The 18,140-nt window shown below is 57.0% G+C and carries 16 protein-coding genes; 8 read left to right on the top strand and 8 right to left on the bottom strand.

Features of this window, described 5'->3' with window-relative positions; all coding sequences use genetic code 11:
* Positions 1–393: 393 nt before the first annotated feature.
* Positions 394–1,824 carry a GGDEF domain-containing protein gene (locus NUH87_RS04355; protein WP_338526726.1) on the top strand — a complete coding sequence of 477 codons (1,431 nt, stop codon included), beginning with the start codon at positions 394–396 and terminating at the stop codon, positions 1,822–1,824.
* Positions 1,825–2,301: 477 nt separating this feature from the next.
* Here the strand turns inward: NUH87_RS04355 and NUH87_RS04350 are convergent, their stop codons facing one another.
* From NUH87_RS04350 to ppk2, 3 genes are all read right to left on the bottom strand, one after another.
* Positions 2,302–2,568, bottom strand: coding sequence for a hypothetical protein (locus NUH87_RS04350; protein ID WP_338524915.1), 267 nt, complete (start codon positions 2,566–2,568; stop codon positions 2,302–2,304).
* Positions 2,569–3,123: 555 nt separating this feature from the next.
* Positions 3,124–4,743: an inorganic phosphate transporter gene (locus NUH87_RS04345; protein ID WP_338524914.1), complete on the bottom strand. Its 1,620-nt coding sequence runs from the start codon at positions 4,741–4,743 to the stop codon at positions 3,124–3,126.
* A 68-nt stretch (positions 4,744–4,811) separates the two neighbouring features.
* The gene (gene ppk2 / locus NUH87_RS04340; protein ID WP_338524913.1) at positions 4,812–5,729 is read right to left on the bottom strand and encodes a polyphosphate kinase 2; all 918 of its coding nucleotides are present in this window, start codon (positions 5,727–5,729) and stop codon (positions 4,812–4,814) included.
* A 418-nt stretch (positions 5,730–6,147) separates the two neighbouring features.
* Here ppk2 and NUH87_RS04335 point away from each other — a divergent pair, with 418 nt between their 5' ends.
* From NUH87_RS04335 to NUH87_RS04325, 3 genes are all read left to right on the top strand, one after another.
* A complete protein-coding gene (locus tag NUH87_RS04335) occupies positions 6,148–7,089 on the top strand; it encodes a Ppx/GppA family phosphatase (protein ID WP_338526724.1) in 942 nt (313 codons plus the stop codon).
* A gap of 356 nt (positions 7,090–7,445) precedes the next feature.
* Positions 7,446–8,219: a ParA family protein gene (locus NUH87_RS04330; protein WP_338524912.1), complete on the top strand. Its 774-nt coding sequence runs from the start codon at positions 7,446–7,448 to the stop codon at positions 8,217–8,219.
* Positions 8,220–8,281: 62 nt separating this feature from the next.
* Complete coding sequence (locus tag NUH87_RS04325) at positions 8,282–8,695, top strand: arsenate reductase ArsC (RefSeq protein ID WP_338524911.1); 414 nt, start codon at positions 8,282–8,284, stop codon at positions 8,693–8,695.
* 201 nt (positions 8,696–8,896) lie between these two features.
* On the opposite strand, the gene NUH87_RS04320 is transcribed toward NUH87_RS04325, so the two are convergent.
* The 5 genes from NUH87_RS04320 to NUH87_RS04300 form a co-directional block, all read right to left on the bottom strand.
* Complete coding sequence (locus tag NUH87_RS04320) at positions 8,897–9,079, bottom strand: hypothetical protein (protein ID WP_338524910.1); 183 nt, start codon at positions 9,077–9,079, stop codon at positions 8,897–8,899.
* Between the two features lie 124 nt (positions 9,080–9,203).
* Positions 9,204–9,410, bottom strand: a complete 207-nt coding sequence (locus NUH87_RS04315) for a hypothetical protein (RefSeq protein ID WP_338524261.1) — start codon at positions 9,408–9,410, stop codon at positions 9,204–9,206.
* A 283-nt stretch (positions 9,411–9,693) separates the two neighbouring features.
* Complete coding sequence (locus NUH87_RS04310; RefSeq protein WP_338524909.1) at positions 9,694–11,922, bottom strand: xanthine dehydrogenase family protein molybdopterin-binding subunit; 2,229 nt, start codon at positions 11,920–11,922, stop codon at positions 9,694–9,696.
* A complete protein-coding gene (locus tag NUH87_RS04305) occupies positions 11,906–12,388 on the bottom strand; it encodes a (2Fe-2S)-binding protein (RefSeq protein WP_338524908.1) in 483 nt (160 codons plus the stop codon). Before NUH87_RS04305 ends, NUH87_RS04310 begins: the two co-directional genes overlap by 17 nt.
* Positions 12,385–13,656: a c-type cytochrome gene (locus tag NUH87_RS04300; protein WP_338524907.1), complete on the bottom strand. Its 1,272-nt coding sequence runs from the start codon at positions 13,654–13,656 to the stop codon at positions 12,385–12,387. Before NUH87_RS04300 ends, NUH87_RS04305 begins: the two co-directional genes overlap by 4 nt.
* A gap of 213 nt (positions 13,657–13,869) precedes the next feature.
* On the opposite strand from NUH87_RS04300, the gene NUH87_RS04295 reads away from it, so the two are divergent.
* From NUH87_RS04295 to nspC, 4 genes are all read left to right on the top strand, one after another.
* The gene (locus NUH87_RS04295) at positions 13,870–15,087 is read left to right on the top strand and encodes an MFS transporter (protein ID WP_338524906.1); all 1,218 of its coding nucleotides are present in this window, start codon (positions 13,870–13,872) and stop codon (positions 15,085–15,087) included.
* A 115-nt stretch (positions 15,088–15,202) separates the two neighbouring features.
* Positions 15,203–16,102 carry a LysR family transcriptional regulator gene (locus NUH87_RS04290; RefSeq protein WP_338524905.1) on the top strand — a complete coding sequence of 300 codons (900 nt, stop codon included), beginning with the start codon at positions 15,203–15,205 and terminating at the stop codon, positions 16,100–16,102.
* A 104-nt stretch (positions 16,103–16,206) separates the two neighbouring features.
* A complete protein-coding gene (locus tag NUH87_RS04285) occupies positions 16,207–16,830 on the top strand; it encodes a DsbA family protein (RefSeq protein ID WP_338526723.1) in 624 nt (207 codons plus the stop codon).
* 204 nt (positions 16,831–17,034) lie between these two features.
* A complete protein-coding gene (gene nspC / locus NUH87_RS04280; protein ID WP_338524904.1) occupies positions 17,035–18,132 on the top strand; it encodes a carboxynorspermidine decarboxylase in 1,098 nt (365 codons plus the stop codon).
* Positions 18,133–18,140: the final 8 nt, after the last annotated feature.

Below are 18,140 nucleotides of genomic sequence, written 5' to 3'. Positions count from 1 at the left end.
AGTCATCACGTTCGCGTAGCCACATCATCCATGAAGTCGCCTGTAGCAACCCCGGCAACAGAATAGCAAGGTGGGTGGTGCGCGTCCGCTTCTCGCGTCTATCTGTGGAGCTACAGGCCCCTGAGCGTCATAAACCGACGGTGAAGATCCAGCGCTGGTCGGCCCCTGACTGCAAGAGGCTTTCGGGGGCGTGGGAAAACGAGACATTCGTTGTTGGTTAATTTTTCATATGCGTTTTTTCGACTTCAGCAGCGGAAAGTGGTGGGTGGTCTACAATGGCAAAGTATCAACTCGCCAGATGTTTGCATGATGATGTGGGGAGCGTTGGCATGTCGGTGATTTTGGAGTGGGCACCGGATCGGAGCGGGAAAAATGGATTTGCGTGAGGGGGTTATGGATAATTCTGTCGCTACCGGCGAGCCGCCTGAGGCTATCCATCTCATAATTAAATTTTATACCTGCTTGCTGCTGGCAGGGTTTGCGTTTGTTCCGGCCTATCTGGTTGGCTACTTGTATTTCTTTCAGGACCCGACCCTTTTATTCGAGGACCACACGTTCCATATCATCGCGATCACGGCCGCCACCCTGGAGGGTTTGTTTGTTACTTACGTCACCTGGTGCTGCTATCAGTCATCGGGAGATCCGCTGCTGCGGTGGATGACATTGGGGTTTCTCGGTTTTGTGATGATCTATGCCTTGCATGGCGCGTTCACCGGGCTTGCCCACTCCCATATCTGGCTTTTCCTGCTTTACGGACCGGCCTCTCGACTGGTCATGGCGATTCTGCTGTTAGTCGGCATGCTGTCGTACCATCAACCACCTGATGCCGCGGACCAACGCACGAAGCCCCGCCTGTGGTTGACCTGGATCGGGCTGTTCCTGCTGGTTGACCTGGCAGTGGCATTCGTTGCGAACTCGCAGGTCGCCGGCCATCCTGCGGTACGCCTCTCGCTGGAAGGTGGTGCCCTCGTTCTTTCCACATTGAATGTGGCAGTGGTCCTGTTGCGCCGTTTCCGTTCACCACTGATGGTCATTTTTGCCATCTCGGTCACCGCGTTCGCGTTGTCATCCCTTGCATTCATCCTGGCGCGCCCTTGGAACCATATGTGGTGGCTCGCCCATGCGATCTTCGCCGCTGGATTCTTCTTGTTGAGCTATGGGGTAGCGCAAGCGTTCCTCAGCACTCGGTCGTTCTCGAAGATTTACAGTCAAGGGGAACTGATGGTGCGTCTTGCCGAGTCGATGGCATACGCGGAAAGTGCCCTGAAGGAACTCCAGCGAACCAATCAGGAGCTCGACCACCTTGCGGCGACCGATCCACTGACAGGCGCTGATAATCGGCGTCGTTTCATGGCGCGGGTCGATGCCGAAATTGACCGGGTCAGGCGCGGCGGCGCTCCGTTCTCCGTGTTGGCGCTCGACCTGGACAATTTCAAGTCCATCAATGATCGCTACGGGCATCAGGTTGGCGATGACATCCTGAAGAGGTTCGTGCAGGAATGTCTCGATTCGATCCGGCCGTATGACGGCGTAGCTCGAGTGGGCGGGGAAGAGTTCATGATACTGCTGCCCCAGACTTCACTCGAAGGCGCGCGCGTAATCGCCGAGCGTCTGCGAAGCGCCGTTGCCACTACTTCTTTCAATTTCAGCCAGCAGCGGATAACCGGGGTCACAGTGAGCATCGGCGTATCGCAATCTGGACGCGACGGGGACTCTATTGAGGAGATTCTGCGTGTAGCCGATCAACGCCTGTATGACGCGAAACACCAAGGTCGTAACCGTGTGGTCACTACCGTCAAAACCAACCTGCAGCCTCTGCCCTGATCATCTATCGCCTGATCGTCCCAGTCGACGATGGCTGGCCGCTATCCTTGAGCGTTTCAACTAGGGTGATCAGCCCCCATCGCGCGCGGTCGCCTTAAGACTGGCAATAGGTTTACGCTAGGTTTCGCTACGCGCTGGCACGACAGGGCCAGCTTTTCAGCAATGCTTCGAGCTCAGCATCGTCTATCAGCCCTACTGGATATCGCTGCAATAGCGCACCTCTGTACTCAGCCGTTTGCACCACCGGCATTTGATTCCTCCGTGATGCACCGATCATTCTCTTCCGTGAGCCTGTGTTCGCAGTTAAACGGCGAATTTTTTTCCGGCATTCTGCGTTCATAAGCCCCCCCCTCCAGCGTGTTGGCGAGGGAAAGCTACGGGGCTTGTGTGACAAAAATAAGTCAGGTGGGCGATATCAGATTAGTGGCGTTTCTCTAAAGCCAAGCAGGCCCTACAACAACGCTGGGGACTGTCATTTCACCCTCCCTGAGCTGAAGCAACCTGGTGTTGAATCGCGTCGAGATATTGAGATTTCAGTTGGTCGGCCAGCGGACCGAGTATCGGATTGGTCTTAAATCCCACCAGAAGCGTATCAATGATTGCAGTGACCCTCTCGGTGGCTGTGTCGACGCTCGAAGGGACAGAGGGATCAAAGCTGATGGCCTCCAGTTCCACGTCGAGCTGCTTCAATACCGGCTCAGCCGCCTGCATTTGAGCGCGAACTACGTCTAGCGTTGAATGCATAGCTACATCCTTGGGGGCGGTAACGTCACGATTCCATTTGGGTCAGGTGATCTTGAAATTGATCAGGGCTTGGAGCGAAAGGAGCCGGTCACCTGCTGACATAAAACTGAAATCTGATTGTAGGCTACGTGTGAGCCGCGTTGTAGTCGGCAACCTCCCTTGCAGGCAGTACAAGGAGCCCTGGATGTGTTGTTTAGTGGGTAAGGTGTTGATTTTGAAGGGGGGCAATCGAACCGAAAAAGCACATAAAACGATCAGGCAAAAAAAAGCTGCCTTGGATGGCAGCAGGAAAAAGAGCACACGTTCGATGTGTAAGGTGAGTATTGCTGTCGATGGGTTACAAAATAATGATGTATTTGTTGGGGGGCTGAGATCATTCCTCAAGATGGCTTTGCTACCGGTCTGTTGAGGCTGATAGGCAAGGGGCGACGGGTGCCCGGACTATCTGATCGATTATCCCCGGGGCGCCGATAAGACCCATGCCGTGCTGTGCCTGTCCTCACTGGCCGGTTCCCACCAACTGGTGGGTTCAGCGGCTGTTTTTGATTGAGGGGGTCAGAATAGTTTGGTGAACAGCCAGTAGAGGCTTCCAGACAGTAGGATCGCCGCTGGAAGAGTCAGTACCCAGGCCATCAGCAGGTTGCGGATAGTGCGCATCTGCAAACCTGCGCCATTGGCGACCATGGTTCCGGCCACCCCCGACGACAAAACATGAGTGGTGGACACCGGCAGGCCGAACATGTCGGCGGCGCCGATGGTCAGCATGGCCACGGTTTCTGCCGAGGCGCCCTGGGCGTAAGTCAAGTGGGTCTTGCCGATCTTCTCGCCCACCGTCACCACGATACGCTTCCAGCCGACCATGGTGCCCAGCCCGAGGGCTATAGCCACCGCTATTTTCACCCACAGAGGAATGAACCGCGTGGAGTTGTCGATCTGCTGCTTGAACAGTTGCAGCTTGCCACTGGTGTCGGCGTCGAAGTTACCGACTTTGTTCTTGTCCATCAGGCGAATGGTTTCACTGGCCAAGTACATATCATTACGCACGTTGCCCACGACCTCGACCGGTACCTTGGCCAGCGAGCCGTAACCCTTGACCTGAGCACCGATGCTGCCGGTCAAGGCGGCGAGAGCCGGCACCAGTTGTGGCGTCGCTTCCTTGCTGCGCACGTAGTCGGAAAGGATCAGTCGAGGCTCAGCCGGGGCGGGTAGTGGTGAGCTTTTCACCAGGGCTTGCTGGGTGACTTCAGCCACGGCCCCGAATTGCAGCGCCTGATCGGCAGGCATAGCGCGGTTCAGTGCATAGGCCATCGGCAGGGTGCCCACCAGAATCAACATAATCAGGCCCATGCCTTTCTGGCCGTCGTTGGAGCCATGGGCGAACGACACGCCAGTGCAGGTCAGAATCAACAGGCCACGAATCCACCATGGCGGCGGAGTGTTGCCTTTCGGAGCCTTGTAAAGGGCGCGGTTCTTGACGAAGGCTCGCAATGCCAAAAGCAGTAGGGCGGCACAGCCGAAGCCGACCAGGGGAGAGAGCAGCAGCGCGTAACCAATTTTGGTTGCCTGAGCCCAATCCACGCCGCTGGTACCGTCACGCCCGTGCATCAGCGCATTGGCCACACCGACACCGATGATCGAGCCGATCAGGGTGTGGGATGAAGACGCCGGCAAGCCCAGCCACCAGGTGCCGAGGTTCCACAGGATCGCAGCGATCAGCAGGGCGAAGATCATGGCGAAACCAGCGGAGGAGCCGACCTGCAGAATCAGTTCAACCGGCAGCAGGGCGATGATGCCGAACGCGACTGCACCGCTGGACAGCAGCACCCCGAGGAAATTGAATAACCCCGACCAGGCCACCGCCAGGTTTGGTGTCATGGAGTTGGTGTAAATCACCGTAGCCACGGCGTTGGCGGTGTCGTGGAAACCGTTGACGAATTCAAAACCCAAGGCGATTAACAGCGCCACACCGAGCAGCAGGAACGGCGTCCAGGTGGTCACCACGGTGCCGAGTTCGTTCATGTCGTGCATCAGGCTGTAGGCGGTAAACAGTAGGCCGGTACCCAGCACTGCAAAAAAAACCACCAGGGTAATCATGCTCGGCTTGCGGTTGAGTTCGGGTCTTGAATCTTGGGTGGGGGAGGCCGATGAGTCTGCGGTCAGGGTTTGGGGCGTCATATGAAATCCGTTCATAGAGTATGTGAAGGTAGGGCGCCTGGCACGGAGCGTCCCCTGTTCGGCCTGTCTTAATAGACCTGAGGCACGATGAGTTCCGGTGGTGTTGGGCTGCGGCTGTAATCTTCCTGTCGCACGCGTTGCGGCAGTTCGATCACCGGTAGCTCCACTTCCTCATAGCGCATTTGTCCGAGAAGGTGATGGATGCAGTTGAGTCGGGCTTTCTTCTTGTCGTCGGCTTGCACCACCCACCAGGGCGCCTCGCTGATGTGGGTGCGCTCAAGCATGATTTCCTTGGCCTTGGTATAGGCTTCCCAGCGTCGGCGCGACTCCAAATCCATGGGGCTGAGTTTCCACTGTTTGAGCGGATCATGAATGCGACTGAGAAAGCGCAGATGCTGTTCCTGGTCGGAAATGGAGAACCAGTATTTGATGAGCTGAATGCCGGAGCGTACGAGCATCCGCTCAAACTCTGGCACGGTACGGAAAAACTCTTCGTATTGATCGGCGTTGCAAAAGCCCATGACCTGTTCGACCCCGGCGCGGTTGTACCAACTACGGTCGAATAGCACGATTTCACCCGCTGCCGGCAGGTGTGACACGTAGCGCTGGAAGTACCATTGGGTGCGTTCTCGGTCGTTGGGTGCAGGTAGGGCGGCGACGCGGCATACCCGAGGATTGAGTCGCTGGGTAATGCGCTTGATGACTCCACCTTTGCCGGCTGCATCGCGTCCTTCGAACAGGATCACTACTTTGTGGCCGGTCTTGACCACCCAGCTTTGTAGCTTCACCAGTTCTCCTTGCAGGCGGAACAGTTCGCTGAAATAGCGTCGTCGGGCTTCCTTCTCACTTCCATCCTGAGCGTGTTCATCGAACAGCGCGTTCAGGTCATGTCCGTCTTCCGATAATTCCAGTTCCAGCTCTTCGTCACTGTGATCGAGCAGCTCGCGGTGGATGCGCTGTATCAAGGTGTCCTGGGTTGAAGGCATGGCGGGAAACTCGCGTCGTGGGTGGCGGCATAAATATTAGTTGAAATTTGTTGCGGGGTAGTTACGAGAGATAATGCTTTACTGCTGTTGCTTGTTGGTGAAACGATTTATCTATGATTATGTGAGCATTATTGGCGATTTAATTGGGTTGATCTCGTCGCGGGAGGGGCGATTAATGTCTGGTTTTCGCTATCGAAGTGACCAGCATCCAATACGGGTGCTCAGGCAGGAAGCGCTGCCGTGGTGGTTCTGAACAATGCCAGATTGGGTTGTTTCGGCTGGCGCTGAGTCTGTTCCTTCAAAAAGGATAGGGGTGTCATCTTGGCGTCATCGAATCGATGGCAAGATCCTCGCAAACCGTCTTGAGTGCTCGGCGGCCCTGCGCCTGCTGACTGATGAATTTGCGAGGAATACCCGTATGAAAGGAGACGCCTCCCTGTTCGCGGCCGTTGACCTGGGCTCCAACGCGTTTCGCATGATGATTGGCCAGTCGGTCAGACGAAACCAGCAGCTCGTGATCCAGGAGGTGAAGACCCTGCGTGAGCCTGTGCGTTTGGCGGAGGGCTTTCAGGACGGAGCACTGGACGAGTTGGCGCTGGATCGGGGATGGCAAGCGCTCGCACGATTTGGCAAAAAGTTACGCGGCTTTGAGGCGGGGCGTGTGCGGGCGGTGGCAACCAGTGCAGTGCGCGAAGCCGATAACGCTCAATTATTTTTGGCCAGCGCGGAGCGGCACCTGGGGTTTCGGATAGACGTCATCTCCGGGCATGAAGAGGCGCAACTGGTGTATGCCGGCGTTGCTCATACGATTCCCAGTGTAGAAAATATGCGGTTGGTCGTGGACATCGGCGGCGGTTCAACCGAATTAATTCTGGGGCAGGGCACTCAGCCCCTGTTGACCGAAAGCATTGCCATTGGCAGTGGCACCTTTGGCGCGCTTTACTTTCATGGCGGGTGTATTACGGCTCAGGCGCTGCTTGAGGCTGAGCGTGTCGCCACCCTGCAGTTTGAAAAAGTCGTGTGTCGCTACCGCGCGCTGGGCTGGCAGCAGGCTATTGGCTCTTCTGGAACGGCGCGGATGCTGGCCAAAGTGCTCAACGCCAATGGGTTGAATGATTTTGGCCAAAGCGGCATCACCTACGGCGGTCTGTTGCGCCTGTCGTTGCGCCTGCTCGAAGTGAGGCATGTCAAACAACTCAAACTGGCGGGCCTGCAACGTCACCGTCTGAGCATCTTGCCTGGCGGCTTGGTGGTCATGCTGGCGGCGTTCAAGGCATTGGGTATCACGCAGATGATTCCTTCCGAACCGGGTTTAAGGTTCGGCGTTCTTCATGGTCTGATGCATAAAACTAATCACTAACGGTTGCTGCACTACCCGTTACCAGCGCCTGCTCAATTTCGAGCATGCTCATCAGGGCCTCTTCTGTTACCTCCCGCCTGGTAATACATCGCTTACCTTTCTTCTACAGAGCGGCTGGAGTGCCCGGTTAAAGGAGGCCTCCAGCGTTGGCAACGATTGTTCACGAACCAGCGCTTAAGCACCAGGCGTCTCCTGCCTGCAATTGCGTGCAGCCGAAGACACCGCTACAGATTGCCAAGGCAATCAATTGCTCGAGATACGATAAGCTGGCGAGAGGATTCAAAGACCTGATCATGCTGGCCTGTAAAACTTAAGGGAAGAGACATGTCCACATACGATAAATTTTGGGACATTTCATGAGACGCGTTGTGTTCAATCAAAAAGGTGGCGTCGGCAAATCCAGCATCGCTTGTAACCTCGCCGCCATCAGCGCTTTTGAGGGCTACCGCACCCTGCTGATAGATCTGGATGCCCAGGCAAATGCCACCCACTATTTGACCGGTCTCAGTGGAGAGGATGTTCCCCAGGGGATCGCTGATTTCTTCAAGCAGACGCTGTTCCCCGGCCCGGCCTCGAAGAAGGCTCAAGCTCATATCCACGAAACGCCCTTCACCAATCTGCACTTAATCGCTGCCTCGTCGGAGCTGAGTGATCTGCAGTCCAAGCTAGAGACGCGCTACAAAATTCAGAAGCTAAGCAAGCTTCTCGACAGGCTTGATGAAGATTATGAGCGGATCTACATGGACACTCCGCCGGGTCTGAATTTTTACAGCGTTTCGGCGCTGATTGCCGCTGACCGTTGTTTGATCCCTTTCGATTGCGACAGCTTTTCCCGTCAGGCGATTTACGGTGTGCTTCGAGAGATCGAGGAGATCCAAAGTGATCATAACGAGAGGCTGGAGGTTGAAGGCATCGTCGTTAACCAGTACCAAGCTCGCAACGCACTGCCGCAACAACTGCTCGACGAGTTGATTGCCGAGAAGATGCCAGTGCTGCCTGCGTACCTGATGAGTTCGGTGAAGATGCGTGAGTCGCATCAAGCCAGCAGGCCACTGATCTATCTGGAACCACAGCACAAGCTCAGTCGGCAATTCGCGGAGCTGTTCAACTTGCTTGAAAGCCGGGCTTGAACGGAGCGGCTAGCAGTCGTCTACGATTACTAGTCAAACAGGCTGAGATTGGGGAGAAGGGCATGGCTGACAAAGTTCGGGTGCTATTCGTCTGCGCAAAAAACGACGTTCGTTCACCCCTGGCAGAAGCCCTTCTTCGGCACACTGATTCGTTGCACTTCGAAGCCTTCAGCGCTGGCCTTGCGGCCAGTGAGATCGACGCACGCACCTTGGCGTCTCTCGATCATATCGGTGTGGACGCCACGGGGCTGCGCAGTAAAGCAATCGATGAGCTTGAGGGGCAGCAGTTCGACTACGTCATCACGCTGTGTGATAAATCGTCCGAAGAGCTATCTCGAATGCCAGCCTCTGGCGAGATCATAGTGTGGAGTTTTGAAGATCCGACAACCAGTGAGAGGCATGAGCCTTTTCGTCATGCTCTCCAGGAAATTCACGACCGTATCAACATGTTCGTCACCTTGAAAACCCGGCCGTAAAGCGACAGGCGCCCATGACTGTGACTGACTTCCTGCCGACACTCAGTTGGTAGACTTGGCATAGCGACTGCCAAAACGATCAGGCAAAAAAAAGCTGCCTTGAAGGGCAGCAGGAAAAAGAGCACACGTTGCATAGAGTGAATATTGCTGTCTATGGGTTACAAAATGATGACGTATTTGTTGAGGGGCTGAGATCATTCCTCAAGATGGCTTCGCTATCGGTCTGTTGAGGCTGATAGGCAAGGGATGCGGTGCATTGATGCGATCCTTCAGCCTTTTCACAAAGGCTTCGGCCTCCGCGTAGCTACGAAATCTGACGCGCCAAGCGTTCATCACGACAAGCCAGCCAGCGTTGGTCTTCACTTCTTCAATACTGATCAGCACCGTTGGAACCCTTTCGTGAGGTGGATGGGCCAATGTCGAGCTCGGACTACAGTGTTCATACCTTTACGAGGTGCGCCCGTCGCTTCCCAATCAGAACCTGTCATTGGCGTTGATCGCTTTCATCTTACGGTTTCTTCAGTGATTCGATTCCCTTTCTGACGGACTCGGCGTTCAAGTCAAGCGTGGCGATAGCGCCAAGAACATGACTGGAAACGCCGGTGGACCCTCTCTGGTCTATCCACATCCCTATCGACTCGATGGCGTCGGCCAGCGCGAGCTGGTTTTCGTGGAGCTTTTCGAGAATATCAGGCAGTTGAGAGTCAGCTGGCATGGCGATATCTCCTCAGGGGAAATGTAAGCCTAGCAGCGTCAGAGTGGGTGTGCCGGTACGTCGAGAGGTGGTGGTTCAACTGAGTTGGACATTACCTTGGGTTGCTTATCTCAGTTTGGGCAGGTGTCAGGCAATCGCCCTCAAATATGCTGCGGTCATGTGCGGCCCAATCAAGAGCCTGTTCCAGCACGAGCAAATCCAGGTGTCGCATGGCAGCCTCTGTTACGGATGGCCGGGCTAGTCGGTATAACCAGCGTGCAAGCTCGGTCAGCAAAGGTTGCACTTAAACTGATCGAGTCAGGGGCAGTTGCAAAGGCCGTCGGCCAGTGGCGTGAGTCACCGCATTTCCGAGGGCTGCAGCCATGGGGCCTTGTACGATCTCTGCGGCACCCAGAAATGGCTGTCCTGGCTGATCGATCAAATGCACTTCTACATTGCGCGGCAATTGCGGAAAACGCAGGATCGGATAACCGCTCCAGTCATAACTACGCACGCCGCCAGCATCAAAATCGATGGCTTCGAACAACGTCCAACTGGTGGATTGCACGATCCCACCCTCTATCTGGTTTCGCAGGCCGTCGGGGCTGACGATCTGTCCGACATCCACGGCCGTGATCACCCGATCAACCACGATGTCGCCCGTTTGAGGATGAACCTGTACCTGCACCGCGATGGCGCAATACCCCATGATGTTTTTGTAGCGAGCGAAGGCAAAGCCGACCCCCACGCCCGGGGCAGTGGGCTTGGCTGGCCAACCGAAGTTGTCCCGCACTCGCTCTATCACCGCTCGAGCACGAGGATCATCCAGATGTGCGAGGCGAAAAGCGACTGAGTCCACGCCGGCACGCGATGCCAACTCATCAATACAGGCTTCAATTGCGAAGACATTGATGTGCGCACCCAAGGAGCGCATTGCCGACGTGCGAAATGGCATCTGGGTAATAAAATTCATGTCGACACGGCTCGATGCCACGCTGTACAGCGGTACGGCGTTACGGTCACCGTCGCCTTCCGGCTGCGCGATAGGAACCGATGGGGCTGAGGCGAACGGTTTGGATAGCAAGCGCGCAGGTAACAGGCGACCGGCATTGACGATGCGTTCGTTGTGCGGGGTCGTCCACAGTTCGTATGCCCAATCCTGAAGTCGACCGCTTTGATCCAGGCTCGCCTGCACCTCGGTGATCATTGCGGAGCTGTAGGGCTCCCAGAGGTTTTCCTGCTCTCGCATCCATTGAACCCGCACGGGATAACCGGGCACTCGCAGGGCAATCAGTGCAGCGTCCGCCGCCGCATCATCCGCCCCGTTATGGCCGTAACAGCCCGACCCCTCGACATGGATGCATCGAACCCGATCCGGCGCTAACCCCAGCATTTCCGCTATCCCGTCGCGTAGCGGATAGACGCCTTGAGTATGCGTCCAGACGGTAAGCCTATCGTCCTTGAACCAGGCCACCGCGCAGGACGGACCGATAGAGCCGTGCATGAGATAGTGTTTGGTCACCCGTGCCCGGTAACTCGGTCCAGGTACTGCAGCCGGACTGCCCTTGTGGCTGATGGGGTAACGGCGCGATGTCAATTGAGGGAGCAATGCATGGATAGTGCGTGCGTCGGGCAGCGCAACGCCTTCGCTCCATTTCGCCTGCTCATACCCTGCGCGCATTGCCTTCACTGCTTGCCATTCGTCCTTTGCAACGACCGCCAGGTAGTTGCCGTCACGAACGACCTGCACCACACCAGGAAGGTTTTGCAAGGCGCTGGCATCGAACGACTGCAGTTGGCAACCTGGCCTGGGTGGCCGGATGACGCGTGCGTGCAGCATGCCTGGAAAACGCAGGTCTTGTACGAATGCGGCGCCGCCGCTGACCTTGGCCGGGATGTCCAGGCGTGGCAGCGAATGCCCGATCAGGCTGAATTTTTCTGCGGCTTTTGCCGGAGACTTCGTCTGCGCATAGCGATGAAGATCCACCGTGCTCACTGCTTCGAAGTAGCTCATACGCTGCCCGTTGGGCCCTTGAATCATCGCATCACGCGTCACCAACCGATCAGGCTCGACGTTCCAACGCCTGGACGCGGACTCCACCAGCAATTGGCGTACTTGGGCCGCGGCGTTGAATAACGCTGTTCCGCTGTCGAAGACGGTGTGACTACCTGCGGTATAGCCTTCATTGGGGGTCAACGCGGTGTCGGCAGTCAGCAGGTTGATTGCATTGGGCGCTACTTCCAAACGCTCGGCTGCGATCTGCAACAACGCGGTTTTTACCCCGGTACCCAGTTCGACCTTACCGGTGTAAACGGTTATTCCCTGCGCATCGACGCGGATCCAGGCATCCAGGTAGGGGTTAGTGCGCAAGCTACCGGCCAGGTCTGGAGCCAGAATCAGGGTGCCGAGCGTATCCACCTCGGTGTCAGCCAGTACATTGCCTGCAACCGGTAGCAGCGAGAACGCCACCAGCAAGGAACCGTTGCGCAGGAAGGCGCGCCGCCCAAGATCGACGTTAGCGTTGGTCTTCATGGTGTGCTCCAGACGCGGCGACGGCGCGGATGGCGCCAATGATTCGCAGGTGTGTGCCGCAACGGCAGAGGTTCGGTGCCATGTAGGCGGTGATGGTCTGCTCGTCAGGGTTTGGATTGCCCTCCAGCAGTGCCTGGGCTCGCATCAACATTCCGGCTATGCAATAGCCGCATTGTGCGGCCTGCTTCTCGATAAACGCCTTTTGCAGCACACTGGGGTGATCGGCTGAGCCCAGGCTCTCTACGGTACGAACGTGTTTGCCCTGTACGCTTGAGCAAGGTGTGACACAGGAAAATATCGGCTTGTCGTCGACGATCACCGTGCAGGCGCCGCACTGGCCAAGCCCACACCCATACTTTGCGCCATTGAGCTCAAGCTGGTTGCGCAGGGCATAAAGCAGAGGGGTATCGGCGTCGATGTCCAGGAGGTGGGACGATCCATTGACATTCAGGGTCATGTGGGTCATTTCGCGTCCTCGCGTAGGGTTGCGATAGTGTCTGAAAGGTCGGCCCAGGGATGGTCCGGCTCGGCACGAGCACGCAGGTACGTAGCCAGCACGGTGAGTTGGGCCTCGTTCAGGGTGGCAGCAAACGCCGGCATGCCAGGGCCTGAAGCGCCAGGGGTCATGGCGATACCCTCCTGCACCGTTTTGATGAAGTTGCGTGAAGTGGCGGAGCGCATGGCGGATGTGTCTGCGAGATCAGGGCGCCCGTCGATCAATCGCATGGGGGCGCCTGGTCCATGGCAACCGGCGCAGGAAGTTTGGAAGAGTGCTGCCCCTTCATTTTGCGCAGTCGGATCGACAGCTCTGATGTCAGGAGACGCCGATCGTGGTTCAGCTGAAGGGTGCGCATCCAGGCTCAGCAGGTATTCGGCAATGGCTTGTACATCACTGACCGGCACTTTCGCCAGGCTCAGGCTGACCGGTCTCATTGGACCTGCCGCTGCTCCGTGGTCGGCAGCCACCTCACCGCGCAGATAGCCAACCAGTTGCTGGCTGTCCCAGGGTTTATGCGCATGGGCCAAGCCAAGCAGGGAAGGCGCCTCCCAACCATCGACCATGCCCCCGGCCAGCGATTGCCCAGACTTTTCAGCGCCCAGAAGGTTGAGTGGTGAATGGCAGCTCGCGCAGTGTCCAGCGCCTTCCATCAGATACCGCCCACGATTCCATTGGGCCGTTTGCCGGGACTCCGATTGTGGCTGTTCGCCGTGAAGGAACAGCAGGTTCCAGAACGAAACCAGCGGCCGAATGTTCATGGGGAAGTTCATCTGGTTTGGCCTGGCAGGTGAATCTACTGGCGGCCCGCTCATCAAATAGGCGTAAGCGTCTTGCAGATCGCCATCGCTCATGCGGCGATAATGTGCGTAGGGAAACGCTGGATAAAGAAAATGCCCGTCGCGGGATATCCCGTGACGCATGGCCCGCTCGAACGCTTCCAGAGACCATTCACCAATGCCGGTGCGATCGTCGGGTGTGATGTTGGTGCTGTAGAGCGTGCCAAAGGGCGTCACCAGTGCGAGTCCACCGGCCAAATACCCGCCTCCCGGGCGCGTATGGCAGACCGCGCAATCGCCGGCCTCGACAACCCGCGCTCCGCGCATGACTTGCTCGGCATTCTGCAACGCATGTTGCTTGACGGGGGCGAGGGACGGCCGCCACATCAGAGCACCGGCTAAAGCGGCGCCACAGACGGTGAGGGTAAGCACGCCTAACCAGAGACCTTTCTTGTTCATGTTTGGTCATCCTTTGCCAGTGCCGAGATGTGAAGGGTAGGCAGGCATGCGGATGCGGGGTATCGCCTCGCCACGCAAAAGTGTGTTGCGCCAACTGCAAGTCCGCCGGGCATTGCGCCTCGCGCATTGCAGTGTTGCTCCGCAGCCTGATTCCTAAGTGGGGAGCAGGTACCTACGCTACCGGCTCCATTCAACCCCTAATGAGGTGTGGCCATGTCCCTTGGCAGCTCCACAACATCCGATCTGAAGGCGGCTTCCGTTACGTCGCCAACCCTGTCCGCAGCGATGGTGATTTTGCTCGCCTTCTGTTGTGGCGCCGTCGTCGCAAATCTGTATTACGCCCAGCCAATCGTTGAACTGGTCGCACCCCAGGTTGGCCTATCAAGCGAGCATGCGAGCCTCATCGTTGCATTGACTCAGCTCGGATATGCATTGGGTCTGTTCTTTCTGGTACCGCTGGCTGACCTGATGGAAAATCGTCGGCTGGTGGTTGGCTTCTCGCTGGCGGCTTCCTTGTGTTTGGCCGGTGCCGCGCTGAGCCAAACGCCTTCAACCTTTCTGATCTGTTCGTTGTTGATCGGCCTCACGTCGGTGGCAGTGCAAATCCTGGTGCCGCTGGCAGCGCACATGGCGCCAGAAGCGTCCCGCGGCCAAGTGGTGGGCAATATCATGAGTGGCTTGCTGTTGGGGATTCTTCTTTCACGCCCGATCGCCAGTACGCTCACCGAGTCATTCGGCTGGCACGGTGTGTTTTTTGGTGCATCTGCCCTGATGGCGATGATTGCCGTCTTGATGGGTGTCGCTCTACCTCGACGAATGCCCGCTCACCGTGCCAGCTACGGGGCGTTGATCCGTTCGATTTTTACCCTGGCGCGCCGCTACGGCGTGCTTCGTGAACGCTCTTTGTATCAAGGGTTGCTCTTTGCCAGTTTCAGCATTTTCTGGACGATTGCGCCTGTCGAACTCATCCGTCATCACCATTTCAGTCAAACACAGGTAGCACTGTTTGCCTTGGTGGGGGCTGTCGGTGCGATAGCGGCTCCGATTGCAGGACGCCTGGCGGATGCCGGTCATGCAAAACGGGGTACCGTCATCGCTCTGATTCTTGCGCCAGCTTCGCTTTTGATCGCTGCGCTGCCGGCCTCAGGTTACCTGTGGTTGGTCGTTAGCGCAGTGCTGCTGGACTTTGCCGTTCAACTGAACATGGTGTTGGGACAGCGTGAGGTCTATGCTCTCGATCCGCACAGTCGCGCTCGTTTGAATGCGGTATACATGACCAGTATTTTCCTTGGCGGAGCCTTGGGCTCACTTCTGGCGAGTCCGCTTTACGAACGATTGGGATGGAATGTGTTCGTCTGTCTGGCCGCTTTGATACCCGCCGTTGCTGCCGTGCTGTTTTTTAGCCGCCTGCGCATCAGCGCGAACGCGTGATTTTTTTCAGCACAACCATTCAAGGCAAAGGTGCAAGACTTGTTCAGAATGCGTCCAACTAAGTCTATCGGTTGAGCGACTGGAGCCAGTCGCTCACAACATCGGAATTTGGGCCATGGACAAACTGCTTGCGCTGACTATGTTCGTCGAAACCGTGCGCTGCGGTGGTTATTCTGCTGCGGCGCGTAAACTCGGTGTCTCAACCTCATCGGTCACCCGCCAAGTCGCGAGCCTCGAAGCACAGTTGGGAGCGTCACTGCTTAATCGTACGACGCGCAACACGAATCCCACCGTCGCGGGACAAGCGTACTTCGAAAAGGCTCTGTCTATCCTTGATGCCCTCGCCGAGGCAGATACGGCAGTTGCCGACCGCAGCACCGAAGCTCGCGGTCGCTTGAGGGTAAGCGTACCGGTCGAGTTTGGTCGGCGGGTTGTGGCGCCACACCTGGGACGCTTGCTTTCCCAGTACCCAGAGCTCGACGTGAGCCTGTCGCTGAGCGATCAAATGGCCGATCTATTGAAGGAGCGAATCGATCTGTCCGTTCGATTGGGTTCCTCGCTAGCCAGCGACGACATTATCAGTAAACCGATTGGCCGGTTCGAACGATGGGTGGTAGGAAGCCCCGACTATTTCGCGAGAGCCGGCATTCCCTTGCAGCCCCAAGAACTTTTGAATCACGAATGTTTGTGCTTCGATTATGGCGACATGCATCACGGCTGGGCTTTTCGCGGCTCAGAAGACTGTATTCGCATCAATGTTCAGGGACGGTTTGAAAGCAACAATGCCGATATCCTGCGTGAGGCGGCTTTGAATGGCAGAGGCACCGCGTTGCTGGCGGATTGGCTAGTGGCCGAAGACGTGCGCCAAGGGCATCTGACCCGCGTGCTCGCCAACTACGAGGCCAACCCGGGCGACGCCAATGGCATCATCAACGCGCTGTATTTGCCAAACCATCGAGGATCGAGCCGGGTGAAGGTTTTCATCTCTTTTCTCGAAGAAATCCTTAGCTACTGATAGCGATAACAGAGCACACGCAATGCAGTATTGCGTTGCGGATGTCTACCTGGATCGGGTCAATTCACCTAAAGTCTGGTCACTGGACATTTCGGTTGACCGACATGAAAAACCATTTCATCGCCTTCGCCTTTGATTTCCTCAATCCATGGTGCTGGCTGGGTGAAAAGCGCCTGCGCCAAGCCATGGCTAAAACCGGGGTAACCCTCCCTCTCGACTACCAGGCTTGTCGGTCAGCGCATCTGAAAGCGCAGATTGGCGTGGACTATCGCACCTACCGAGAGAATCGCTTTGGCAGCCAAGCCAAAACCTATGAAGAGGCCCTATCCCTTGCCGCTACGGAATTCGGCATCTCGTTGGACTTCGGTCTGATCACCACGATGCCGGATACGGAACCTGCGCTTCGGCTCATGCGGTGGCAGAAGGATAGGGGTAAATGCACCCAAACCCTGTTTGAAGGTATTTACCAGGCGCATTTTTGCGAGGGGAAGGACCTAAGCGATCCAGCGTCGCTTCTCGCATTATTGGAGCAGGACGCCGAGCGACAAATGGCCCTGAACTTTCTGCGTAGTGACGACGGCGTTAAGGACCTTGTGAAGGCCGAGCGCGAAACCATCGCGTGGTGTGGACGGCTGACACCCGCCATCCAGCTAGGCGAGACGGTAATAAGTGGTGCGCAGCCATCAGAAATATTGGCAACACTGCTTAACTCTCGATCGAGGAATTGAGGTCGCCCAGGTTGAGTAAGAGGAGGGGGGCAAGAAGCGCGATCACAACGGCTCCAGGGGCTTGTGAGCTCAATTGAGACGTGTCCGGTTTCCCCAGGTCCAGCTAGGCTGACTCAGCGAACCGTGCTTTCTGCTCTTTCGATATGGAGTCAGTGAAGGCACAATGCGCATCCTTTTTTGACTGGCCTTGCCGGAGGCCTCGAAATGATCAAGACACCGTACTACCTCATCGACAAACAAAAGCTGCTGGCGAACATGCAGAAGATCGCCTACGTGCGCGAGCAGTCCGGGGCCAAGGCCCTGCTGGCACTCAAGTGCTTCGCCACCTGGTCGGTGTTCGACCTGATGCAGCAATACATGGACGGCACCACGTCGTCGTCGCTCTACGAGCTCAAGCTCGGTCGACAGAAGTTCGCTGGCGAGACCCACGCCTACAGCGTGGCCTGGGCCGACGACGAGATCGAGGAGATGCTCGACAACTGCGACAAGATCATCTTCAACTCCATCAGCCAGTTGCAGCGCTACACCGAGGCATCAGCCGGCAAGGTGCGCGGCCTGCGGGTCAATCCGCAAGTGAGCAGCTCGGATTACCTGCTGGCCGACCCGGCGCGCCCGTTCAGCCGCCTGGGCGAGTGGGACCCGGTCAAGATCGAGCAGGTCATCGAGCAGATCTCTGGCTTCATGTTCCACAACAACTGCGAGAACAGCGACTTCGGCCTGTTCGACCAGATGCTGGGCGCCATCGAAGAGCGCTTTGGCCACCTGCTGCACAAGGTCGAGTGGGTCAGCCTCGGCGGCGGCATCCATTTCACCGGTGAAGGCTACGCGCTGGACGCATTCTGCGCTCGCCTCAAGGCCTTCTCGCAAAAATACGGCGTGCAGGTCTACCTGGAGCCGGGCGAAGCGGCCATCACTCAGAGCGCGTCGCTGGAAGTCACCGTGCTCGACACCCTCTACAACGGCAAGCACCTGGCAGTCGTGGACAGCTCCATCGAGGCGCACATGCTCGATCTGTTGATCTATCGTCTGAATGCCAAGCTGGCGCCCAGCGAGGGCGAACACACCTACATGGTGTGCGGCAAATCCTGCCTGGCCGGAGACATTTTCGGCGAGTATCAGTTTGATCGACCGCTGGCCATCGGCGATCGGCTGTCGTTCATCGACGCGGCGGGCTATACCATGGTCAAGAAGAACTGGTTCAACGGTCTGAAAATGCCGTCCATCGTGGTGAAACAACTCGACGGTAGTGTCGAGGTGGTTCGTGAGTTTGGTTACAACGATTACATGTCCAGCCTTTCGTAAGCTGGCAG

Source organism: Pseudomonas batumici (genome assembly GCF_036585405.1).
In the GTDB taxonomy this organism is placed as follows: domain Bacteria; phylum Pseudomonadota; class Gammaproteobacteria; order Pseudomonadales; family Pseudomonadaceae; genus Aquipseudomonas; species Aquipseudomonas batumici.
This window is presented reverse-complemented; position numbering and strand designations above follow the sequence as displayed.

Bases quoted from the DNA above. Each gene is read 5' to 3' on its own strand.
- NUH87_RS04300 (WP_338524907.1), bottom strand. From the start codon at position 13,656: ATGAACAAGAAAGGTCTCTGGTTAGGCGTGCTTACCCTCACCGTCTGT.
- NUH87_RS04350 (WP_338524915.1), bottom strand. From the start codon at position 2,568: ATGCATTCAACGCTAGACGTAGTTCGCGCTCAAATGCAGGCGGCTGAG.
- NUH87_RS04295 (WP_338524906.1), top strand. From the start codon at position 13,870: ATGTCCCTTGGCAGCTCCACAACATCCGATCTGAAGGCGGCTTCCGTT.
- NUH87_RS04330 (WP_338524912.1), top strand. From the start codon at position 7,446: ATGAGACGCGTTGTGTTCAATCAAAAAGGTGGCGTCGGCAAATCCAGC.
- ppk2 (WP_338524913.1), bottom strand. From the start codon at position 5,729: ATGCCTTCAACCCAGGACACCTTGATACAGCGCATCCACCGCGAGCTG.
- NUH87_RS04335 (WP_338526724.1), top strand. From the start codon at position 6,148: ATGAAAGGAGACGCCTCCCTGTTCGCGGCCGTTGACCTGGGCTCCAAC.
- NUH87_RS04290 (WP_338524905.1), top strand. From the start codon at position 15,203: ATGGACAAACTGCTTGCGCTGACTATGTTCGTCGAAACCGTGCGCTGC.
- NUH87_RS04345 (WP_338524914.1), bottom strand. From the start codon at position 4,743: ATGACGCCCCAAACCCTGACCGCAGACTCATCGGCCTCCCCCACCCAA.
- NUH87_RS04310 (WP_338524909.1), bottom strand. From the start codon at position 11,922: ATGAAGACCAACGCTAACGTCGATCTTGGGCGGCGCGCCTTCCTGCGC.
- NUH87_RS04305 (WP_338524908.1), bottom strand. From the start codon at position 12,388: ATGACCCACATGACCCTGAATGTCAATGGATCGTCCCACCTCCTGGAC.
- NUH87_RS04315 (WP_338524261.1), bottom strand. From the start codon at position 9,410: ATGCCAGCTGACTCTCAACTGCCTGATATTCTCGAAAAGCTCCACGAA.
- nspC (WP_338524904.1), top strand. From the start codon at position 17,035: ATGATCAAGACACCGTACTACCTCATCGACAAACAAAAGCTGCTGGCG.
- NUH87_RS04285 (WP_338526723.1), top strand. From the start codon at position 16,207: ATGAAAAACCATTTCATCGCCTTCGCCTTTGATTTCCTCAATCCATGG.
- NUH87_RS04355 (WP_338526726.1), top strand. From the start codon at position 394: ATGGATAATTCTGTCGCTACCGGCGAGCCGCCTGAGGCTATCCATCTC.
- NUH87_RS04325 (WP_338524911.1), top strand. From the start codon at position 8,282: ATGGCTGACAAAGTTCGGGTGCTATTCGTCTGCGCAAAAAACGACGTT.